The 19,345-nt window shown below is 51.0% G+C and carries 14 protein-coding genes; 2 read left to right on the top strand and 12 right to left on the bottom strand.

Annotated elements, in window-relative coordinates; translation table 11 throughout:
- Positions 1–463: saccharopine dehydrogenase NADP-binding domain-containing protein (locus tag KOO62_08635; protein MBU8934062.1), on the bottom strand; the 463-nt coding region annotated here is incomplete at its 3' end.
- Positions 464–646: 183 nt separating this feature from the next.
- Here KOO62_08635 and KOO62_08640 point away from each other — a divergent pair.
- The gene (locus KOO62_08640; GenBank protein MBU8934063.1) at positions 647–973 is read left to right on the top strand and encodes a hypothetical protein; all 327 of its coding nucleotides are present in this window, start codon (positions 647–649) and stop codon (positions 971–973) included.
- Here KOO62_08640 and KOO62_08645 read toward each other — a convergent pair.
- The 11 genes from KOO62_08645 to KOO62_08695 form a co-directional block, all read right to left on the bottom strand.
- Positions 965–3,133 carry a FixH family protein gene (locus tag KOO62_08645; GenBank protein ID MBU8934064.1) on the bottom strand — a complete coding sequence of 723 codons (2,169 nt, stop codon included), beginning with the start codon at positions 3,131–3,133 and terminating at the stop codon, positions 965–967. The two genes, KOO62_08640 and KOO62_08645, sit on opposite strands and share 9 nt — an antisense overlap.
- 63 nt (positions 3,134–3,196) lie before the next feature.
- A complete protein-coding gene (locus KOO62_08650; GenBank protein MBU8934065.1) occupies positions 3,197–4,186 on the bottom strand; it encodes a polyprenyl synthetase family protein in 990 nt (329 codons plus the stop codon).
- Positions 4,187–4,452: 266 nt separating this feature from the next.
- Positions 4,453–5,157, bottom strand: coding sequence for a C-GCAxxG-C-C family protein (locus tag KOO62_08655; GenBank protein MBU8934066.1), 705 nt, complete (start codon positions 5,155–5,157; stop codon positions 4,453–4,455).
- Positions 5,158–5,430: 273 nt separating this feature from the next.
- A complete protein-coding gene (locus KOO62_08660; protein ID MBU8934067.1) occupies positions 5,431–6,798 on the bottom strand; it encodes a DUF4340 domain-containing protein in 1,368 nt (455 codons plus the stop codon).
- A 3-nt stretch (positions 6,799–6,801) separates the two neighbouring features.
- Positions 6,802–9,483, bottom strand: a complete 2,682-nt coding sequence (locus KOO62_08665; GenBank protein ID MBU8934068.1) for a Gldg family protein — start codon at positions 9,481–9,483, stop codon at positions 6,802–6,804.
- Positions 9,480–10,247, bottom strand: coding sequence for an ATP-binding cassette domain-containing protein (locus tag KOO62_08670; GenBank protein MBU8934069.1), 768 nt, complete (start codon positions 10,245–10,247; stop codon positions 9,480–9,482). The genes KOO62_08665 and KOO62_08670 overlap by 4 nt, the downstream gene beginning before the upstream one ends.
- A 163-nt stretch (positions 10,248–10,410) precedes the next feature.
- A complete protein-coding gene (locus KOO62_08675) occupies positions 10,411–11,661 on the bottom strand; it encodes a DNA adenine methylase (protein MBU8934070.1) in 1,251 nt (416 codons plus the stop codon).
- A gap of 71 nt (positions 11,662–11,732) precedes the next feature.
- A complete protein-coding gene (locus KOO62_08680) occupies positions 11,733–13,346 on the bottom strand; it encodes a hypothetical protein (protein MBU8934071.1) in 1,614 nt (537 codons plus the stop codon).
- Positions 13,347–14,110: 764 nt separating this feature from the next.
- Complete coding sequence (locus KOO62_08685) at positions 14,111–15,340, bottom strand: PD-(D/E)XK nuclease family protein (GenBank protein ID MBU8934072.1); 1,230 nt, start codon at positions 15,338–15,340, stop codon at positions 14,111–14,113.
- A 37-nt stretch (positions 15,341–15,377) separates the two neighbouring features.
- Entirely contained in the window at positions 15,378–16,433 is a 1,056-nt protein-coding gene (locus tag KOO62_08690; protein ID MBU8934073.1) for a glycosyltransferase family 2 protein, read from the bottom strand.
- 218 nt (positions 16,434–16,651) lie between these two features.
- Complete coding sequence (locus tag KOO62_08695; GenBank protein MBU8934074.1) at positions 16,652–17,620, bottom strand: glycosyltransferase family 4 protein; 969 nt, start codon at positions 17,618–17,620, stop codon at positions 16,652–16,654.
- A gap of 177 nt (positions 17,621–17,797) precedes the next feature.
- Between KOO62_08695 and KOO62_08700 the strand changes: the two genes are divergently transcribed.
- Positions 17,798–19,294 (top strand): glycosyltransferase family 39 protein, encoded by a 1,497-nt coding sequence (locus tag KOO62_08700; protein ID MBU8934075.1) that lies wholly within the window; start codon positions 17,798–17,800, stop codon positions 19,292–19,294.
- The last annotated feature ends 51 nt before the right edge of the window (positions 19,295–19,345 follow it).

Below are 19,345 nucleotides of genomic sequence, written 5' to 3' on the forward strand. Positions count from 1 at the left end.
CACGGATATTGACTGACGCAACTTTGTCAAACCGTGCCACACCATCCGCTACAAGTACGGCTACCATCCCCGGTGCCAGCCCGCAATCGGGCACAACGATCACACCAGCCTCTTCAGCCTCGTCGTTCATTTCCAATTGGCTGCGGACTGTATCGTTGTTTCCGCCAAGATCGACAAGATGACATTTGGCTCTTATGGCAGCCCGAGTCAGACCCGGATTGAACTTGTAAGTCACACACGAAACGGCGGCATCATAGTCGGCCAGCAGAGCCGCGACAGCGTCTTCATCTCCAGCATCGAGGGCGGCCGATACTTCTATTCCATTACCATAAGTCGTACCTGTTTGCTTCGCCAGGTCAGCATCAATGTCGAATACTCCAACCTGCTCAACTCCCTCACATCGAGCCAAATCATACAAAGCTGCTCGCCCCATCAATCCCGCGCCAATGACTGCTATCTTCATCAGGACCTCTTCTTTCTGCGGTTCATGGAACCCAATATATACCCCCGACTACTCAAGGCAAGGCCGATTATACGAGTTAGGCTGATTGGTTCCAAATCAGGCGCTCAAGTATGGGTTCCCACTGTCCGACACATACAACAAAAGGGCAAAATCAGCCAGACGGGAAAAATGGGCAACACTCGCATGACAGAAACACCTACCGCTGAGAAAACACGGGAAGAATTGGAGATATTTCGGATTCTCAAGCCCTATATCGCCGAGTGTCTCACGCTCAACCACGATCTCAATAACCAGTTGGCGGGGATAATTGGCTATACAGAATTTCTACTTCAAGACCCAGAAGGCATGTCCGAGGAACAATGTGAATATCTGAATCAGATTGTCAACTGTACCCAGCGAATCAACCAACGTGTTAGTGCTTTGTCCACTGACAAGGTTGCCTTGGGAGAGAAGGTCGATCTCAAGCGAATCATAGAAGACTACAAGAAAGAAGCATCGTCATCAAACTAACTGATTCATCTTCCTAATCAACCACTCCAATGATAATGCTCCCACGATAGTGAGCAACAGCCACAGTTTATTAAAGAACGTAATATCTTCGTCCTCTCGCTCCGCAACTGAAGTTAGATCGAGCATCCCAATCACCTGATCGAACTCTTCAAAAGTGAAGTAATTCCCACCCGATAGTCGTGCAATAGCTGCCAACTCTGAGGGGCGGCCACTCCGATCAAACTCCTCGATAGAGAATGACTCAATCAGAATCTCGCCATCGTCCGCCTTGAGAATACGTCCGTCCTGTTCTATGACTGCTCGGTAACTGTACTTGCCCGGCACGAGGTGATCAAAAACGGCCCGGTATTCTCCATCTCTGCGTTCGATCAGGTCCTGCACAAAGGGTTCGGACTTATCAGTCGGTCTTAACTCCACCGAACCTGTCGCACCGTCGATGGGGCGAAAACCGGGATCAAATGCATAGCCGTCAAACCGAACCGGTTCACCTCGGGTGAAAACCCTTTTCTCCGGTCCGATTCGGATCGGAGCCAGATCGTCGACGACCGTCAGCCAGCTGGCTACACCATCAACAAAACGATTGTAAGTCATGCCATCCTGTCCCAATCCCAGGGTTGTGAAACCCCAGGTCCAGAACGGCAGAGCTGCCTGGGCCAACAGTTTCCCCGGACCAAATCGTCGATAGCCCAGTATTGGCAACTGCCCCAAACGAGTACGGATAGAGCCTCGCACCAGGACCACGGCATTGGGTGCCAGACGATCACAAGGCACCAACTTCTGAAACGGCGGCAATGACGACCAAGTCTCCCTGATAGATGACGGATCGTCAGCCAGACGCACAGCAGGATGATAAAGCTGATCTTCCTGCGGCTCGCCATGATAGTCGAGGTAGCGCAATTCCTGCCGGGAGGTTGGATGGAAAGGCAACAAACTATCAAACCATTCACATGGTCCACGAGCGGCATACCGACTGCCCATCAAAACCCATATGGCTCCCCCACGGTCTTCGAGATAGGATTTTATGATCCCGGCTCGATTTTCGAGCTGGTCCGGATCGGGGTCATGTAAAACCACCAGATCATACCGGTTAAGTTCCGTCTGGCGCGACGGAAACCGTCCGGCCAGATTGCCGGCTTTTGATCCGGTCACGATCAACTCGGCATCGAACCGGTCGGACTGCTCGAAAAATCGCCGGAGAAAACCCAGCTCGTGATCGGGACTTTCGCTAACCATCAAAACCAGCAGGCGGCTCTTGAGTATTTTCATGGAGAAAGATCGTGAATTGTTATCAACCGTCTCCTCCCCCGTTAGAGGGGGCACACGCACACTCATGAGTCTACGACCCGGAGAGGTCGGGATGAACTTCAGAGTCACCTCACCAAGTCCGCCATCCTGCACAATCTCAAACTCGGTCGCGTCCAGAACACGACTAGAGTCCATCAATTCAAGACGAATTTTCCGCCCCAGACCATCCTGCCAGCCGAATTTGACTACAACTTCGGTCGGACGTCCTACAAACACGATCGGGTTGAACTCAATGTCGTTTATGCCCAGATCGAAACTACCTGCCCCGGAAGTCATGTCGATAGTCACAATCGGGGTTCGCATCGTAGTGGCAACCTCGGCGGGACTACGACCAGCGTTGGAGTTGCCATCGGAAAAAAGTAGCCACCAGTCATCCCGACGCTCCACCTGTAACCTGTCGAGCTGATGCAGGACATCCCCTAAAGCTGTTTGGTTCGTCATGACCTGGCTAGCGTCAGAAACCAGGTTGCCACCCAGATAGTAAGAGGTCACCTCAGCATCTTGAGTCACTCGTCGGAATATTTGATCGGTCAGGAGTGAATCCATACGAGCTATCCTTGTTCGGCCGGATTCCTCTTTCTCCATGCTCAATGATCGATCAAGCAAGAGGCTGATCCGGCGGGGTCGCTCATATTCTCGAGTGTAACTGATGATCGGCTGTGAAAGGGCTAGTATCAACGCCAACACAGCTACCAGCCGCAAGGCTACCAAACTGGCGCGAATCCATACCGATATTGGTGGATTCGTTCGTCGATAGAGCCACCAGGTCATGGCGATCAGAGCCACTGCTGCCAGGGCAACCAGGAAGGGGTGCTCGGTGAGTATCTCTACGGAGAAATCTTTCCAGCCAATCATATCGACAATTATACGCCCCTCGTTGGGCTATTGTTCACGTAAGTTGAATCGAGAATGGCTCGCTCATGAAACCCGCGCAGTTGTGAACCTAACCATGCTCACCAGACAATCGAAATGTTCTGAAGAAGGAAGGTGCGAGATACCTTCAAGACCATCCTCAATTAGTTTATTGGCCTTATCATAAGCATACTCAAGGCCACCATTCTCAGTAATGAACTGACTTACTTTCTCAAATGAATCCGGTGAATCATTCTTACGCAGGAACGATACCATTTCCTTACGGCCCGTTTTCCCTACCTTCCGCAACGAATAGATAAGCGGCAGAGTAACTTTTCCCGTTAAAACGTCGTTGCCCGGCTCCTTACCTGTAACGGTAGCATCTCCGACATAATCCAGCAGGTCATCGACAATCTGAAACGCGACACCCACCTTCTCTCCAAACTGGGAAAACTTGCGGCGTTCGCGTTTCCCACAGTCGCCCAGAATAGGGCCAATCTCACACGAAACATTAAATAGTGAAGCCGTCTTGTCGGCAATTATTGTAAGGTACTCGTCCTCAGATAATTCGTAATTCCCCGTCTCTTCTATCTGGCGCAACTCGCCCACCGACACACGTTCCGTGGCTCGCGATATCGCTTTCATCAGATCTATCGACTCCGCCTCAACCATTATCCGAAACGCTTTGGCAAAAAGGTAATCACCCATGAGCACCGAGATCAGATTGGTCCATTGGGCGTTTACCGTTTCCTGTCCGCGACGCATGTTCGACTCATCAACAACATCATCATGAAGCAATGTGGCCGTATGAATCAACTCCACCGCGAGCGAAGAGTCGACAGTGTAGGGCGTGAAATTGCCAGCCGCCCGCGAAGACAAAAAAAGAAAGGCCGGGCGCACACGTTTTCCACGGGCACGAAGGAGATGCTGGGCAATCGATGAAATCAACGGAGAATCGCCGCGAAGATGATCGTGGAGCTTCTGATCGAACTCTTCCAGATCAGACTGAATCGGCTTTGTGTATTCAAGCAACTGCTGGCTGTCTAAAGTACTCACATCGCTCTCTCTTGTCTTCTCCGTTCAGGAATGGCAATAATAGCCTTTGATTCTGCGGTTGTCAATGAGTTTGGCCGTAAGTGGTTATTCCCCCCGTATTCGGACGGAATCCCCTGGTGATTCCGTCAGGCATTACCTGTTTTCTGGCAGGAGCGAAAATGGGTCCTGACCTGCAACTACTGCAGCGCTTTGTTAGGTTTGGATACTGAAGATAGATATGATATCACACAATACCTTCCGCCGTTATAGAATGCTCAAACTGCAGATCATTTGGCAGCTAAAACCTCGATGATTTCCGAGCAACCTCCGTCGCGCAAATAACAGGCATGGTCGTCAACATTCTCAAACTTCCGTCCGACTATTTCGGAGCACTCGAATTTGAAGTCGGTGCATTTCACAAACCTACCAATCGCATCTATGGCTCCGGGATCATTAGAAACAATCTTACCACCTCGTTCCTTGTGGCGATTCATTCCGGTAATCCATATCGCGGCTCCCAATGCCCCACAGGCACCCCCGCATAAGCCGATTCCGCCGGCAAATCCCGCCGCCATTACTGTATGCATGTCGGATGCGCCCATCTTTTGTGCCAACATTGCCGCACAACTTACCGGAGGGGAGGGCGCTTCGATATGTTCTTCGGAAAGAGCGGTGTTTATCTCATTGAATGCTACCGGGGCATATCTTGCCGCCATGCGAAAGCAGCCTATGGTCCCGCCTTTTAAAAGGAAGAATGTAATCATCTGCATTGTTGATGATGACTTGTCTATATCAGTTATTTCGAAGCAATTTATGTTGTTGTTGAGAGCACGGAAAGACTCTACAAGCCTATGTGCTGCAACAATCGCCTTAGATTCAGCCTGTGGTCCCGGACCAAGAAGTCGATACGCCTGCGCCCCTGCGGCAAGCGTTGCGCCCCAAATCATGCCGCACTGGTAGCCATATTGCATTATTCCGCCTGCTAAAGGCATAGCGGCGCGCTCCTCAAGTTTCAACGGGTGATCGAATGCACGGCCGAGAACTCTCGACAGTGTTTCCGATCATGTCCCACTTGTAAGAAATGCAAGCGTTGTTCCTGTCGATGATATCTCACTTTTTGATTTGGACATCACGTCTCCTCTTGTCTTTCAAACCAATTGTACCAGTCTTGTAGGTCGAAACTGTCTTCAGTTTCGACAAATATAACTGGATGCCGGATCAAGTCCGGCATGACAAGTCTGCTTGCCGGTCCGTCAAGAAAACTACTACTCGCTTTTCTTCACCACCAGTTCCCCGCGCGAACGATGCAGTTTGTCAAAACTGTCAGATGAGATAACGAAATACCAATCAGCAAAACGGTCATTGAGAGCCTGAGTTGTCTCTCGGCCTCGACTGAAATCTCTTTCCCATTTGGTGTGAACGTCATAGAGGGCTTTGTTAGACCGATCCTCTTCGGTTCGTAAAGTGTCGGCAACCTTAAGGAAATTAGTGTTACTCGGTTTGGGCGGTTCGGGGAAGGCACTTGCTTCGAATTGAGCTGATACAAACAAGTACCGATTCTGAGCCGCGGCACCACTCGGGGATGCAGCTCCATCGTCACTGGAGCCAGCCGTTACAGCCAGCCCAGAGCCATGAACAACCTCACCAAACCGCAATGTGTATGCAACACCGCGCGTGGTGTGAACGAGTAATTCACCTTCGTTGGACATCAATTGTCCGTCACCGGTGAAGTAGTATCCTTTACCCTGTAATGACCGCTTGTCGGCCTGGGAAACATCGATCGCACTTTCATCCTGTCTGAGACTGGCAGACAGTCCCGCTGGTTTGGGGCGCACACCGACAATGGGAAGTTCATCGAGAGTGGCCAGCAACTCATCCATAACAGTCGAATCGACCTGCTGGCTGTTCTTCATCCCACGAGCAGACCATACGTCTCCATCAAGTGCAAGCTGGATATTGTCGCGTCGGTCCACCGAACGGGTGCGCTCGTTGATGTTGTAATCGTTGAGAATAACAGTCTTCACATCACCCCGAGCAAGCTGTAACAGATCGGTCTCAATCCAGTCCTCGAAACGGGTGGATATATCGATATCCATTCGGACAGCATAGACCCGCTTCTGATCCGGTACCCTAACAAACCGCATCCCTGGTCGTTGTTCGACGAAGTTACCAACGATAAAATCAGCCAACACCTTCCCACCTGCTCCCTTGATCGTGATCCGCTTACCCCGTCCAGTCAGGCTGGCAGATTCGTCCAGAGGATCGATCACTCCCAGCGCCTCGTGGTCGGAAGCATTGTCGGAGCGGAAGTCGTCTTTGACGATACCAATTACGCCAGCCGCAGTCTGAGCCAGACGTTCCTTTCCATCGGCCGGATAGTTGTGATGCGACGGGATTGTCCACCGACCATTCTCAAAAGTGACTTTGAAAGCGCGCGGTGAACCGGTTGTCATATCAAACTCGACAACCTCAAGGGTGGTCGCCTCGTTGGGGTCCGTAAAGTCAACAAAGAACGCTTCACCCTGATCAAGGAACGCATCCGGGGTAATTCTCTTGGGCGCAAAGATGAAGGCCAGCAACGCCAGGCCGACGGCCACGCCAACAAATACGATTGTCTTCTTGGTTTCTGTCATGGCTTAGCTCCTCAATCTCCTTGCGGCCGCAGCCCCTTCCTGCTCACGACGACGACGCTTCATAAAGACCATCACTCCCACTACGAATACCGGAATGGGAGGTAATAACACAGCCAGCGTTCTAATGCGGGTTTGGATACTGCGAATTTCTGCTTCCATCTCCGCATGTCCACTGGCAATCTGGGCTTCCTTCTGAGCCTCAATATCAGCCTTGAGTGCTTCGAAACGACGATTCTCAACTTCCTGAAGGTTCTGCATCATAATTCGCTTAGTCTGCTCGTCAAGGTCAGCTCGATCACGAACCTGATTTACTTTCTCATTAAGCCGGTTTTGTGCCTGAGTGAGTGCCGTCTGGGCATCCGTCTCAGCCAAACCCTCCTGCTCAATCCGCCGCTCGATAAACTCCTGCGTCTGAGCTTCTACTGTCTCGAGAGTACGATGTTTCACTCGCTTCTTGCGCAAACCGATGAATGATTCGTCACCTACCAGCATGTCCATACAGTTTAGGAAAAACGGGACATTATCAAAGTTCATCCCTTCAAATCCCTGCATCCGTATCTGGAAAAACTGACTGGAGATGAAATCGATGTCGGCTATAATAATAGCGTTGACTGTGGCCGTTGTACTCGTGGCGTCTTCAACTGTCGGGGCCGTACCTGAAGATCCCATCACTCGAGCGGCCAGAATATAGCTTTCACTGGTCGGTACGCGGCGGGGATTACGATTTAGGTTGAAGCCCATTCCGAAAAATCCACGCTGAACCAACCCCTGGAAAGGCAACAATCCTGACAAACGACCTGAGCGCAGCAATGGCTGGAATTCATAAGGACTCTCGATCCCCTTGTACAAGTATCCGGGATAGAGCATAACCAGTTCTTGTAGACCAGCACTGGCCGGGTGCAACTCGTTGAACGCCTCGGACGTCTCGTTACCCTGACCAACAAAAATGATTTCCGGTTGTAACTGGCTGAGATCGGGATGTGGATTGTATGTGTCCCAGGCAACCTGACTCGGATTCCAGTTCACACCAATGTCCGACATCAAAGCCACTATGTTTCCCTTTGGCGGAGGCGGGGGTTGGCCCTGACTCATCATAGGATTGCGGTCGGCTCCGGCGGGAAGTAATGGCGACAGAGGAATGCTGAAAGTCGGCAAAGGATCGACAATGAATAATGTTGGAAGTCCGGATAGAACATACTTTCTGAGATTGTCCATCGCATCCTGAGTCAGCGACGACGGCAGTACCACCAGCAAACCATCCAGTTCTTCGCTGATCGGTTGGTCGGGTGCCACCTGAGTCACCTCGTATTGTTTCTCCAACTCGGAAACGACCAGCCACGGAGGTGTGCTGCTCATGGCGCTGAAATCAAACCCGCCAAAAATCTTGGCCTCGGTCGTCAATACCCCGATCTTCTTGCGTTCAGTCTTGGCCGCTACCCTGATAGAACGAAGTAATTCATACTCGACCGGCAAACCGCGATCAAGGAATGGTATCACTTCCTCACCGGCTCCGCAGGTAAACGCCACTCCCAGAAAAATATCGGCAGTACTGGTACGCGCCGAACCAGTACTCATGACCTTGCGAGGTGCCATGCCAAACTTCTCACGAGCATCCCGGGCCTCAGCCGTGTACGGCTCGGTGTCATGGATCATGACCTGAACCTTGTCACCGCCGACAGCATCCATTTCCTGGAGTTTTCCAATGAGATTGGCCCGCGTCTCAACAAACTCGCGCGGCACTTCCGGTGAAATAAAAGCCTGCACAAACACCGGGCGATCGCTGCTTAGCTCATCGAGCATCTCTTCGGTTTCATCCGATAGAGAATGCAGTTGTTCTGCTGTGACATCAAGCCGCAGCCATGGAGCGGAGAAGAGTGAGTTGAACGCGATAATGGCCATTACCAATGCCACGCCTCGCACCAGATGATGCGCCCAGAATTTGTAACCTCCTGCCTCTACCGGCCAGTGACGACGCCCGATGAGAACAGTATTGATATACAAACTGACAGCCGCTATCGAGACGAAATACAGCAAACCCGAGAAACTGATTACACCCCGTGCAAAATCCCCCAGGTGCGGGTATACCGAGAGTGTCGAAAGAAACCGTCGAAATCCTCCGTTGGCTCCCCATGTGGCGGAGTCAACGAATATTAGCACAGAGCAGAGCACCGCGCCCAAAACAAAAGCCACTGTTATATTCGCCGTCAGAAGTGACGCCAGCATCCCTACCGCCAGCATGGCCGCTCCTATCAACCAATAACCAAAATAATTAACGAACATTAGTCCAAGGTCGGGACTGCCCAGCCAGTATAGCACCAGCACATGACTCAGCGACAGCGCCAGTGAGACAGAGTAGATGCCCAATACCGCGAGATACTTGCCCATCACTATTTCCAGATCAGTGGCTGGTAGTGTCAACAGCAATTCATCAGTACCATAACGGCGTTCATCAGCCCAGACACCCATTGTCAGGGCCGGGACAAAGAACAGCAACAAAAGCGGAAACATACCGCTGAGTTGGTCCAGGTTCGCCAGATTGGCCGCAAAGAAATGCTCTTGCCAGAACGCCGCCGATGCACTGAGGAAAATAAACAATGTAATAAACACATAGCCGGTAGGACTCGCGAAATAGGAAAGCAGATTGCGCCGGGCAATAACCGAAATTACACGCGTGTTGATTTTCATGCCGACACCTCCTCTCCGCCATCTGCACCCAGCGTGTGCTGCCCGGTCAGTCGGTAGAAACTGTCCTCCATAGTCGATCCCCCACACAGTTCGTCGGGCGTTCCATCGAACACCAGGCGACCATTATGCACCACCAGCACCCGCTCCGCCACCGCCTGGACTTCCTGCAAAATATGGGTGGACAGCAAGACTGTTTTCGACTTGCCGAGACGGCGAATGTTGTTTCGGAAATCATGAATCTGATTCGGGTCCAGCCCGGCTGTGGGTTCATCCATAATGAGCACTTCCGGGTCGTGCAACAACGCTTGAGCTAGTCCTACTCGTTGGCGGTAGCCGCGCGATAGTTTCCCAATCGGTTTTTCCAAAACCTGTTCAAGAGCACAGACTTCATTGACCTCATCGATCCTGCGCTTTAGAGCAGAACCCTCGATTCCCCGAGCCTCACCGAGAAAACGTAACATCTCCAGCGGCGTCATATTGTCGTAGAGTGGTCCGTTCTCAGGCAGGTAGCCCAATTTCCGCGCAGCTTCCAAACGATCCGCACCCACGTTCAGTCCGGCTAGAAAAGCAGCACCGCTGCTGGGCGCCATAAAGCCACTGAGGATCTTCATAGTCGTAGATTTTCCTGCCCCATTGGGGCCAAGAAAAGCCACAATCTGTCCTTTAGGAATTGCAAAAGAAATGTCCTCTATAGCCACAAACGAACCATAGTATTTGCAAAGTCCACGAGCCTCAATCATGTTCTCCATTGAACCACCTGTCATATATCAATCCTCATATCTTCACCAAGTTGCAAAGGCTTACCGCCGATAATATCCATGCTGGTTATACCAGAGGTTCCTCAAGAATGTGCAAATTATATGTGACCGATTCGGTCTTGTCAAGATCGCCGAGACGAACTATAACGGCCCAATAATGCACTTGAGTTCAGCCTTCGGGATGCTCCGCCAGAGCACGTTTCTCAACCGATTGAATGGTCTTTGTCAGATCATCGATAGTCTGTCTATTTCTACAGTGGGTATCAGTTATCAGCACGAACTCGACGTTCAGCGGTTTGTTTGAAAAACGCTGCGAACTCACTCGATATCTTTTGTACTGCCGTTTGACAACTCTCACCCTGCCGCAGCGAATATTCTCGTGGAGCATCACTTCTAGCGGAATAATACCGTCGGTGGAATAACTTGTAAGAATGTATCTCGCGTTTAGAGTCTCCAGCAATCTCGTGTAAGCATCCAGAGCCTCAGCCCGATAATTATAAGCGCTGCGCCGTTCGGTCCGCCAATCGGTGCGGATCGCGGACTTCTGGCCAGGTGTAATCTGCTGGCTGAGTTCCGGCTTGTCCCAGAGAGCTATGCTGTTGAGAACATGATAGTTGCTTCCATACGGATGCTGATTATAGGGTGGATCGAGATAGACAACGTCAACTTCGCGGTCAGCCAACTGTTCGGCCAGATGCATCGCATCCATCTTGTGAACTTCATTTTCCTGCCCGTTATCATAGAATACAGCTTGGCTCAATCTCAGGTCAGCCGCAATACGATACAGCGCAGTACCAGTCTTTCCTCCCCAACCATTATGAAACCCTTTGAACACACCACTGGTGTTGCTGTTGTAACAGGCCTGATACAATAGTGGTGCAAGAAGGCAAGCCTCTTCGTTGTTGTTTATTGTCCCCTCATCCCGCCAACTCTTGATCTGCTGGCGGATGGCATCGATGCGCTGGCCGTTCTTTCGCATATAGAACATGCGGTCCAGCTTGATATCGAAATCATTGTCATCACGGGGACACAGATGCTCCGTAATCCAGCCCGCCACTGGCGGGAGATTGTTGAGTGTGTCTATCGCTTTGTCATAGCCGCCCAGCGCATCGAACTCCGGTGCTTGATTGCATCCGATGAAACACTGGTTGATGGCCTCGGCATACGGTTCCCAGTCATTGGCGATCACACGATAGCCAAGCTGTTTCGCCAGACGCGATACAACGCCGGACCCGGCAAACAGGTCCACGAACACATCACCGGAACTGGTATCAGTAAGACGCAGGGCGTCTTGAATAAGGCCGAGAAGTTTGCGCTTGTTGCCAATGTAGGGAATTAGCTGGTTGAATAGATAATTGCTGGTTGTGGCTGCAGTGTCTTTCCCGCGACGGTATTCCAGAGATGTTCGTATTGTCTTCATGCTGTTGGAAGCATGATACGAAATACTATGAACGCAGACAACCCTTGAGGGAGGGCTGCTATATATACAATCTATGGACAGGGTGGCGGTTCGGGGCCACCAATGAATAAATACGCCACCAGATAGGTTAGATCAGCCACGTTTATCGGCCCCCCCGTACCGCCAATGCCATCGACATTCCCCTCGATAATACATGGAGGTTCCAGTCCCCCTATAAAGAGGTATGCCACAAGATATGTGAGGTCAGCCACGTTTATCGCCCCCCCCGTACCGGTTATCCGATCGACATTGCCGCGCTCCTGACAACAACCGTCACCGCGGTCAAACCAGGCTTGATAGTCACTGCTTACATAAGCGATACCATATTCGTCGTCACCGATATACTCAATGTCCTGCTGAAAGGCGGTCCAGTTGTCGGTATATTGGACAGCTGGCTCACCGCTGAGATGAATTGAGTCCTGGGAAACCCACCTGAACCGACCTGTTCTGACTGGAGCCATTACTTGTCGACTGTAGGCCCGGGCCAATCCTGCACCGCCCCGCATTGTCAGTGAGGGACTGTACGCCGGCGGTTCGAGATTCCGCGTATCCCAGGTCACTCCAATATCGGTGCTATAGGATTCATACAGAATGTGCGAGCCGGCTTGGTATTCGTAGATACAGACAACATCCATGCCATAAACATCAATCGCCGTTTCATCTTGAACACTTCCGCCCACGTAGGCTGTACGCTTCGTCTCAAACTGACTCGTGGTTCCCTGATAACGAGCTATCGTGCAATAGTCGGAAGGGCTGATGTAAGAGGCAAAGATCGGGTACCAAATGGATGGTGATACCGCTGCATCAAGTCCTCGGTCGAAATCAGTAATCCCCGAGGTCATGCCGTGCAGGGTTATCGCCGGGTCGATGCGAAAGAGATCAACGGTGCCGGTCGCTTCGCCTACGGCAATGTAGAGGAAATCATTGTCGGGGAACCCGTCGTTACAGCGTAGCACAACTTCAGTGGCATATGTACTCGGAATGACATCCCAGGTTGACCCACCGCTGGGAAAACTTCCTGTGAGTCCAGTGTCCCAGCGAAAGCGCCGCAGTTTCACCCAGCTACCGTCGTAGTTAGCTACGTAACAATGATTGTGCCAAACTGCGGCAGTAACCGAGTGCATTACCCAGCTGACACCGAGCCACTGCTTCTCGTACCAGGTGGCCCCACCGTCAGTGGAAAGAACGGAAGACATCGTAGTCGTCCAGCCATCACCCTCGTTCATAATGATCGCCATCAAGTTACCCGAGGGGCGATGAATTTCCATCTCAAGGGTCCTAACAGAATCCCGGGTGCTGATGAGAACATCGGTTCCAAACCGGTCGGGCGAATTGGTTAGCACCGGCGTCCGCCACGTGCCCCATACCGACGCCCGACTAAGATCAGTTAGAGTTGCCAATTCGTCGAACAGATGCAAGGCTTCGTCAAATGAACCTTTGTTCCACAACTCTTCAATCTGACGGGCAACAGCTTGCGCGTTTTCGCTGGACCCGCTTTCGAGATCCAATTGGATTTCAGCATTCTGTTTCTCCGCCGGGGTCAACAGTTCAAGACCCCTTTGAACCGGTTGCTCGACCGCAAAGCCGGTCGCGAACAACGTCAAACAGATTATGGATACTAATAAGAGTATGTGGATTCGGAACATGGCTTCCTCCTGGCCCGCACGGTGGTTGTATCGCTTTCTATGCTGGTGCGATCATGGTACTGGTCAAATCCTGCCCAGATCAAAGTACTAGTATAAAATACATAACAGCAGGGGTTATGTCAAGACGGAGTAACGAAGCGAGGGTTTTGGGTAATATCTTTAGAATTGTGTAAAAAACAAAAGGAAACCGGCGGTGTGGACGCAACCGCCGGCTCTACTCATCTGATCAAGATCCTGTCACGTGATCAGAATACCTCTCCCCCCTCAACACAACCTCTATACGTCACCAGGTCAAACATCATCGTGCAGCACACCGATGCAGAACCGTGGAGCATACCCCCGCTGCCGACAGTCTGACCCCAAAAGGTCAGCCTGTTACACCGAACAGACATGGTCGGGCGGGACGCCTTACCACACTCTGTTAAGCGCGGAATCGCAGCTAGGAAAACCTAACTCACTGCTGACTTATTAACAAATAGTGTGCCAATTTACACAACATTGTAAATTATGTGTATCTTATTGATCTAATTAACGTTAACATCATGCCATGACTACCCCACAGACAGCAAGCAGGTATTATATACCGCATTGTGCCTCTCCGTAACGGGTACAATATACCTATCAACTTCACAATCATCAGTCTTTGCAGGAATAATCGTAATGTCTACATCTCAACACCAACAGTATGATCAAACGCCAACTCAGCCGACTCTCCGCACTGAGTGTTACAGTCTGTCTCTGTATCCTCGGATATCAGCCCCCCATTATTCCGGGTCGGGTTGCTTGTTCCGTCGGGGAGTTACCCGGTGGGTCTCTTTTGGGACAACGAAAGGGGTGAGTTTTTCCAGCGACTCCTTATCGAGTCGTTGCTTACGGAAAACTTCCTTCATTAGGGTAGGACCATCGAGTTTGAAATAGTCGTCGAGTTCCAACTGCCTGGCAACGAATGAAAGCTCAGCAAACGCCTTAGGATTACTCGTCTTGGTAACAAATTTCTCGTCACGCGAACTTTTGACCGTTACATACCCGCCCTGCCCTTCAATCCGGTTGACACTAAGTTCGCCGCTAAGACGAACGAGATCAGACTTGAGCGCGTCGGTCTCAGCCTTGAGCTGTTTCAATTGGTCACTCTTATCGAGCAGTTCGGTCGCCTTCTCAAATGCCTGTTGCTCTGGTAACCCGGAGAGTCCTTCTTCTTCCTCCTCGCGCCCCAGCATCAGCCTATGACGTTTGGCTGGACAAAATTCAAGAAAATTGCAAAAGTTGCAGAGTGGCCCTTCCTTGGTCGGGAAATCATCTCGCCGCTCAGCCTCAATAGTTTCGACAACCGACAACCGTAAATCCTCGATAAGTTGATCGATCCGTTCGGGAGTCAGTCGGTCTGCGACAACCTCATCCATTTTCAAGAAGTGCTGAGCCAGCTCGATTTGGTTCCACTGAGGGAAATTGGCCTGGACCGCGAGTTGATACAATCCCATCTGATAGTAGAAATCCGGATCGGAAGCACGGACAATATGACGCCCAGTCTTGTAATCGCAGATTTCGACCGTGCCGTCATCCTTCTTGAGCAATCTGTCAATCACGCCTGAAAACTTGAAATCCGTTCCCGGTAAAGTGAAGCTGAGTTTCCGTTCCACATCCAGCAACGTATGTTGATCAAAGGGGTGGTATTTCTGATGGAAAGTGGTCAGCATTTTGTGACCGTTGCTGATATAGTCGTCAATCCCCATGTAGTCCGAACCGACCGATATTGTGTGTTTATCAACAGCAGACCAGCTTGATTCGTAGAGAGCGAGGGTATCGTCGAGTGACACAGGCACGCCATCAGCACTACGTCGGTAAACCTGCTTGAGAACATCGTGAACAATGTTACCCAGACGAAGATCAGCTGTCTCTACCCTTGGCGTTACCACTCGCTTGATGTATTGAAACTGGAATTTCTGAGGACAGTCGCGAAACGACCTGAGAGAACTGAAACTGAAACTCTTTAGCATCGGGTCACCCCCGGTTAATAGTAGACTTCGTCACTTGTTATATTAGTGACAAAGACTGGCTGTCGGATTTTGAACGCGGGTTTCGTGGACCGGTCAGTCGCTCAATCAGGCCAGAGAGAAAGCCAGCTCCCAGGCCGATGTGGATCGTGGGAAAAATCAGCGGTCCATACAGCAGGCAACCGAGGTGCTTTTCTTTGGCGGTTAAACCGGCGGAGAACAATACGACAACCAGCAAATACAGCGCCACCAGTGATTTGAACAAACCAAATGCGGGCGTATACAGAAATGACAGCAATAATAGAAAGCCCATACCAACCACGCCCGCCAGGGTGATCCATTGCACCGGCGCTATCAGATTGTGTTTGCGTGCAAAACGGAACCGCCCAAATCCGTAGCGGAACATCTGCTGCCACAATGCTTGCAGACTCGACCGTGGGTAATTGAACACTGTCAGTTTGGGTGAAAGATAAGACTTCAGTCCGACCTGTTTCACACGATGATTGAAATCAACATCCTCGCAAGCGTCAAACTGCTCGTCGAAGTACCCGATCCGGTCAAATGTCTCCCGTGTCCACATACTACCAAACGAAGTAGGGTCAACTTCACCCTCGTAATCGGCACAAATCTCGGATCCCGGTCTGTGGCCCAATAATGACGATCGACACAATGCCACGGACAACTCGAACTCGTTTAGACCGGGCGCTGTCGGGGGTTGCAGACGACACAAACAGGCAGCTTGCGAGGTTTGAAAAAGATCGACAATATCACGCAGGAGAGTATTTCCTGGGATATGAACATGCCCATCAATCACCACTATATAGGGTGCTGTGCTGTTTTTGACACCGGCATTTAGACCGGAGGAAGGCCTGCGAGTTGGATTCGTTAGTAACTTGAGCGAACCGAAGCGGCTCTTGTAGGATTCGACGATCTCGCACGTCCGGTCGGTCGATCCGCCATCGGCGATCACGATCTCCAATTTGTCCATTGGAAAATCCTGCTGGTACAACTGCTCCAGAGTCCGACCGATGAACTTCTCTTCGTTGAGCACGGGCATCACGACGGCGAGTTCAAACTTGGATTTCTGTGCTGTCACGTTCGTCTTCCTCCGGCTTCAGGTTGGCCAGTGTGCAATTTGCACGATTTTCGCTGCGGCGAACAAGACCAGCCCACCCATTTGAAACAACCTGAGCCTAATATCCAGAAGGACACATGCAAATCAACAATAACAGTGACAACAGTCTCTTAACTAACCAGGGGGACACAAGTGTTGCAGGACAGAACCTGCTTGGTGGTTCTGCCAGTCCGAGAAGGCTACTTGCTACCCTTACCGGCGGCTTCAGATAGCCTGGTAACCAGGGAGGGGTTCTTGACCAGTTCGATGATCCGATCCGCCAGAGCATGATGATCATTAATCGGTACCAGCAGACCGTTGATCCGATCATCAATGATCTCGGAAATCTGTCCCGCGTTGGTGGTCACGACCGGCAAGCCAGCCCTGAGTGCTTCCAACATTGACAACGGCAGACTGTCGATGGTGGACGCATTGGCATAAAGATCAGCGGCTGTAAAATGGCGCGCCACCTCTTCATGACTCACCCGACCGGCCAGAGTAACGCCATGGATGTGTTCAGAATCGATAAACCACTCAAGCCATTCACGCTGGGGGCCATCACCCAGAATAGTCAACTCCGCTCGAGGATATTTCTGTTTTATGAATCGAAAAGCTTTGATAAGCCCGACTATGTTGCTTCCCCTCTCCAGACGACGCGCTGTCACAATCCTCGGTTGCACGATCATTCGAAGACAAAACGAGAACAGGTCATCATTCACCACTGGTGGCACAACCGTCGCTTTGAGATTGTACCGACGAAAAACACGTGCTGCATGGTCGCAGGGCACTTCGATACGATGAAACAGCCTCAGGAAAGGCTGCATGCCCCGACCGTAGTCTTCCAGCTCTGCCTCGGCTCGGTTAGAGCGATAACTGAGGATCAACTCACGACCGAAGAACCGACCCAATAGAGCAGCTGGAACGATTTCCGAAAAGAAGTTCGCCCCCGACCGGTATGTAATCCGAATACGTCGGTAACGAGGAATACTCTTCAGGAGCATGATCAGTCGGATAATCCAATTCCGAAAGCTCGGCCAGAGAGCATGATTACCAGATGCACATGGCTCCTTGCCGTCTCTGTATGCAGAATCGGCCATTGAGATGGCGGGTCTGTCTCCGGTCGTCAGACGTCTTGATTCTATAATAAACTCTTGATCAGTCAGTGCCATACAGTATCCCTGAACCCAATCCGGTTTCGCTCTACGGCCTTGGCCGTTTCCTCTCTCTGCTTGTACGTCTCACCATCAATTCCGTTCGGCCATATTACCACATATTTGCCACCGTCAGATGATCCCGGCTGCCAACCTCCTGATTGACCTGCACCATCAATCACAATATATTAGGCTATGGCGGACAGAATCTTTCGACTGACACATCTATGGCGACAGTACGTATCGCTGGTTGAAAACCATCCGGTGATAGTGCTGGTCGTATGTTCCTCTCTTTTTCTGTCGCTGGGATGGTGGCAGAACGGGATCAATCTCGACTCCACGACTTATTCGGTCATAGCCCGCAACATGATGGACCATGGCCACTGGTTCAACCCAACATATACAACATACTCTCATCCTAACTTCGCCGAACATCCGCCGCTGGTTATGTGGGCACAAGCAGTCCTTTTCTGGTTGTTTGGAGCAACCGACAGCACCGCCCGACTATTCGGAGCAATATGCACAACGGGTTCAGTCCTGGCAGTTTTCTGGCTGGGTCGGAGCGTTGGTGGAAAGAGGCTGGGCCTGTTGAGTGGGCTCGTATTGATCCTCACCTACAATTTCATGCAAGGGGGTAACTCAACACTGCTCGATTACCCAATGACCTTTTTTGTGCTCATGGCATTGGCCGGTCTGGCCCATATATCTTCAGAAGAAGATAGAGTCATCCCACGATGGGCTTATGTGGTCACGGGTTTAGCTCTGGGTTGTTCATTCCTGACCAAAGGAGTCGTATCCGGTCCGGTCTGGATTGGCATGTTCACAGGCTTCTTGCTTCATCATCACTGGTCCATAACACCCCGTGTCGAGACACCACATGCAAGGACACACTATGTCTGGCTAATACCGGGAATCGCCATCTTTCTTGTGGGAGCGTACTTGGTCCTTGACCAGTGGTTCGCAGATGGACACTTCCTTGAGCACTATTTCCTGATCCAGATTGGGCGACGTTTTATGGGTGGTGGTCCTAAGATTCACACCGACTGGTACGAGTTCCTGTTTCGGTTCGCCAAACTTTATCTTCCCTGGATTATTCTCCTTCCGGTCGGCGTTTATTCGGTCGTAAAGAAAAAGGTGACCATGCTACTGCCTCTGAGTATTACGCTGATCCTGTACATTATCTCATATTCGAGTGCCGCCAAGCTCTACTATCACTATTTCGCACCGGCCTATGCGTTGTCAGCAGTATTCGTGGCTTTGGGTCTGACCACCTTCATTAAAATGAGAATGGTCCCCACAATCGCAGCTGTCTTTCTCATAATCTGGATGTCATTGGGTATCGGAGTGACAGCGGCAGGAGTCAAAATACACCATATCCGATGCACTACAGTGTACAACTTGACGGATAAGATGACAGACCTGTTCCGACAGTCAGAAGGACGCAACGGTATCATGGTTTGTCCCCATCAACCTGACTGGGATATTATCGCCAAGACTGCCTGGTATTGGCACTCCGATGTTGCCTGGACAAATAGTCTCGAAGATGCTGGCGAAATTGTTCGCACTAATCCGGACTTCTCGTATCTGCTCCTTCCCCCGGAAGACGGGCAGTTATCAACGACCCATCAACCCGATAATTTCACGTTGTATGCTGGCGACGATAAGCTGGCTGTATACATCCCCATTCAATAGCACATTATCCCCCAGGGGTTCTTCTCCACAGTTGCTCAATGACCCCAATCC

The sequence above is a fragment of the Candidatus Zixiibacteriota bacterium genome (assembly GCA_019038695.1).
In the GTDB taxonomy this organism is placed as follows: domain Bacteria; phylum Zixibacteria; class MSB-5A5; order GN15; family FEB-12; genus B120-G9.

Bases quoted from the DNA above. Each gene is read 5' to 3' on its own strand.
- KOO62_08645 (MBU8934064.1), bottom strand. From the start codon at position 3,133: ATGATTGGCTGGAAAGATTTCTCCGTAGAGATACTCACCGAGCACCCC.
- KOO62_08655 (MBU8934066.1), bottom strand. From the start codon at position 5,157: ATGCCTTTAGCAGGCGGAATAATGCAATATGGCTACCAGTGCGGCATG.
- KOO62_08680 (MBU8934071.1), bottom strand. From the start codon at position 13,346: ATGTTCCGAATCCACATACTCTTATTAGTATCCATAATCTGTTTGACG.
- KOO62_08695 (MBU8934074.1), bottom strand. From the start codon at position 17,620: ATGGCACTGACTGATCAAGAGTTTATTATAGAATCAAGACGTCTGACG.
- KOO62_08670 (MBU8934069.1), bottom strand. From the start codon at position 10,247: ATGACAGGTGGTTCAATGGAGAACATGATTGAGGCTCGTGGACTTTGC.
- KOO62_08660 (MBU8934067.1), bottom strand. From the start codon at position 6,798: ATGACAGAAACCAAGAAGACAATCGTATTTGTTGGCGTGGCCGTCGGC.
- KOO62_08700 (MBU8934075.1), top strand. From the start codon at position 17,798: ATGGCGGACAGAATCTTTCGACTGACACATCTATGGCGACAGTACGTA.
- KOO62_08685 (MBU8934072.1), bottom strand. From the start codon at position 15,340: ATGCTAAAGAGTTTCAGTTTCAGTTCTCTCAGGTCGTTTCGCGACTGT.
- KOO62_08640 (MBU8934063.1), top strand. From the start codon at position 647: ATGACAGAAACACCTACCGCTGAGAAAACACGGGAAGAATTGGAGATA.
- KOO62_08665 (MBU8934068.1), bottom strand. From the start codon at position 9,483: ATGAAAATCAACACGCGTGTAATTTCGGTTATTGCCCGGCGCAATCTG.
- KOO62_08675 (MBU8934070.1), bottom strand. From the start codon at position 11,661: ATGAAGACAATACGAACATCTCTGGAATACCGTCGCGGGAAAGACACT.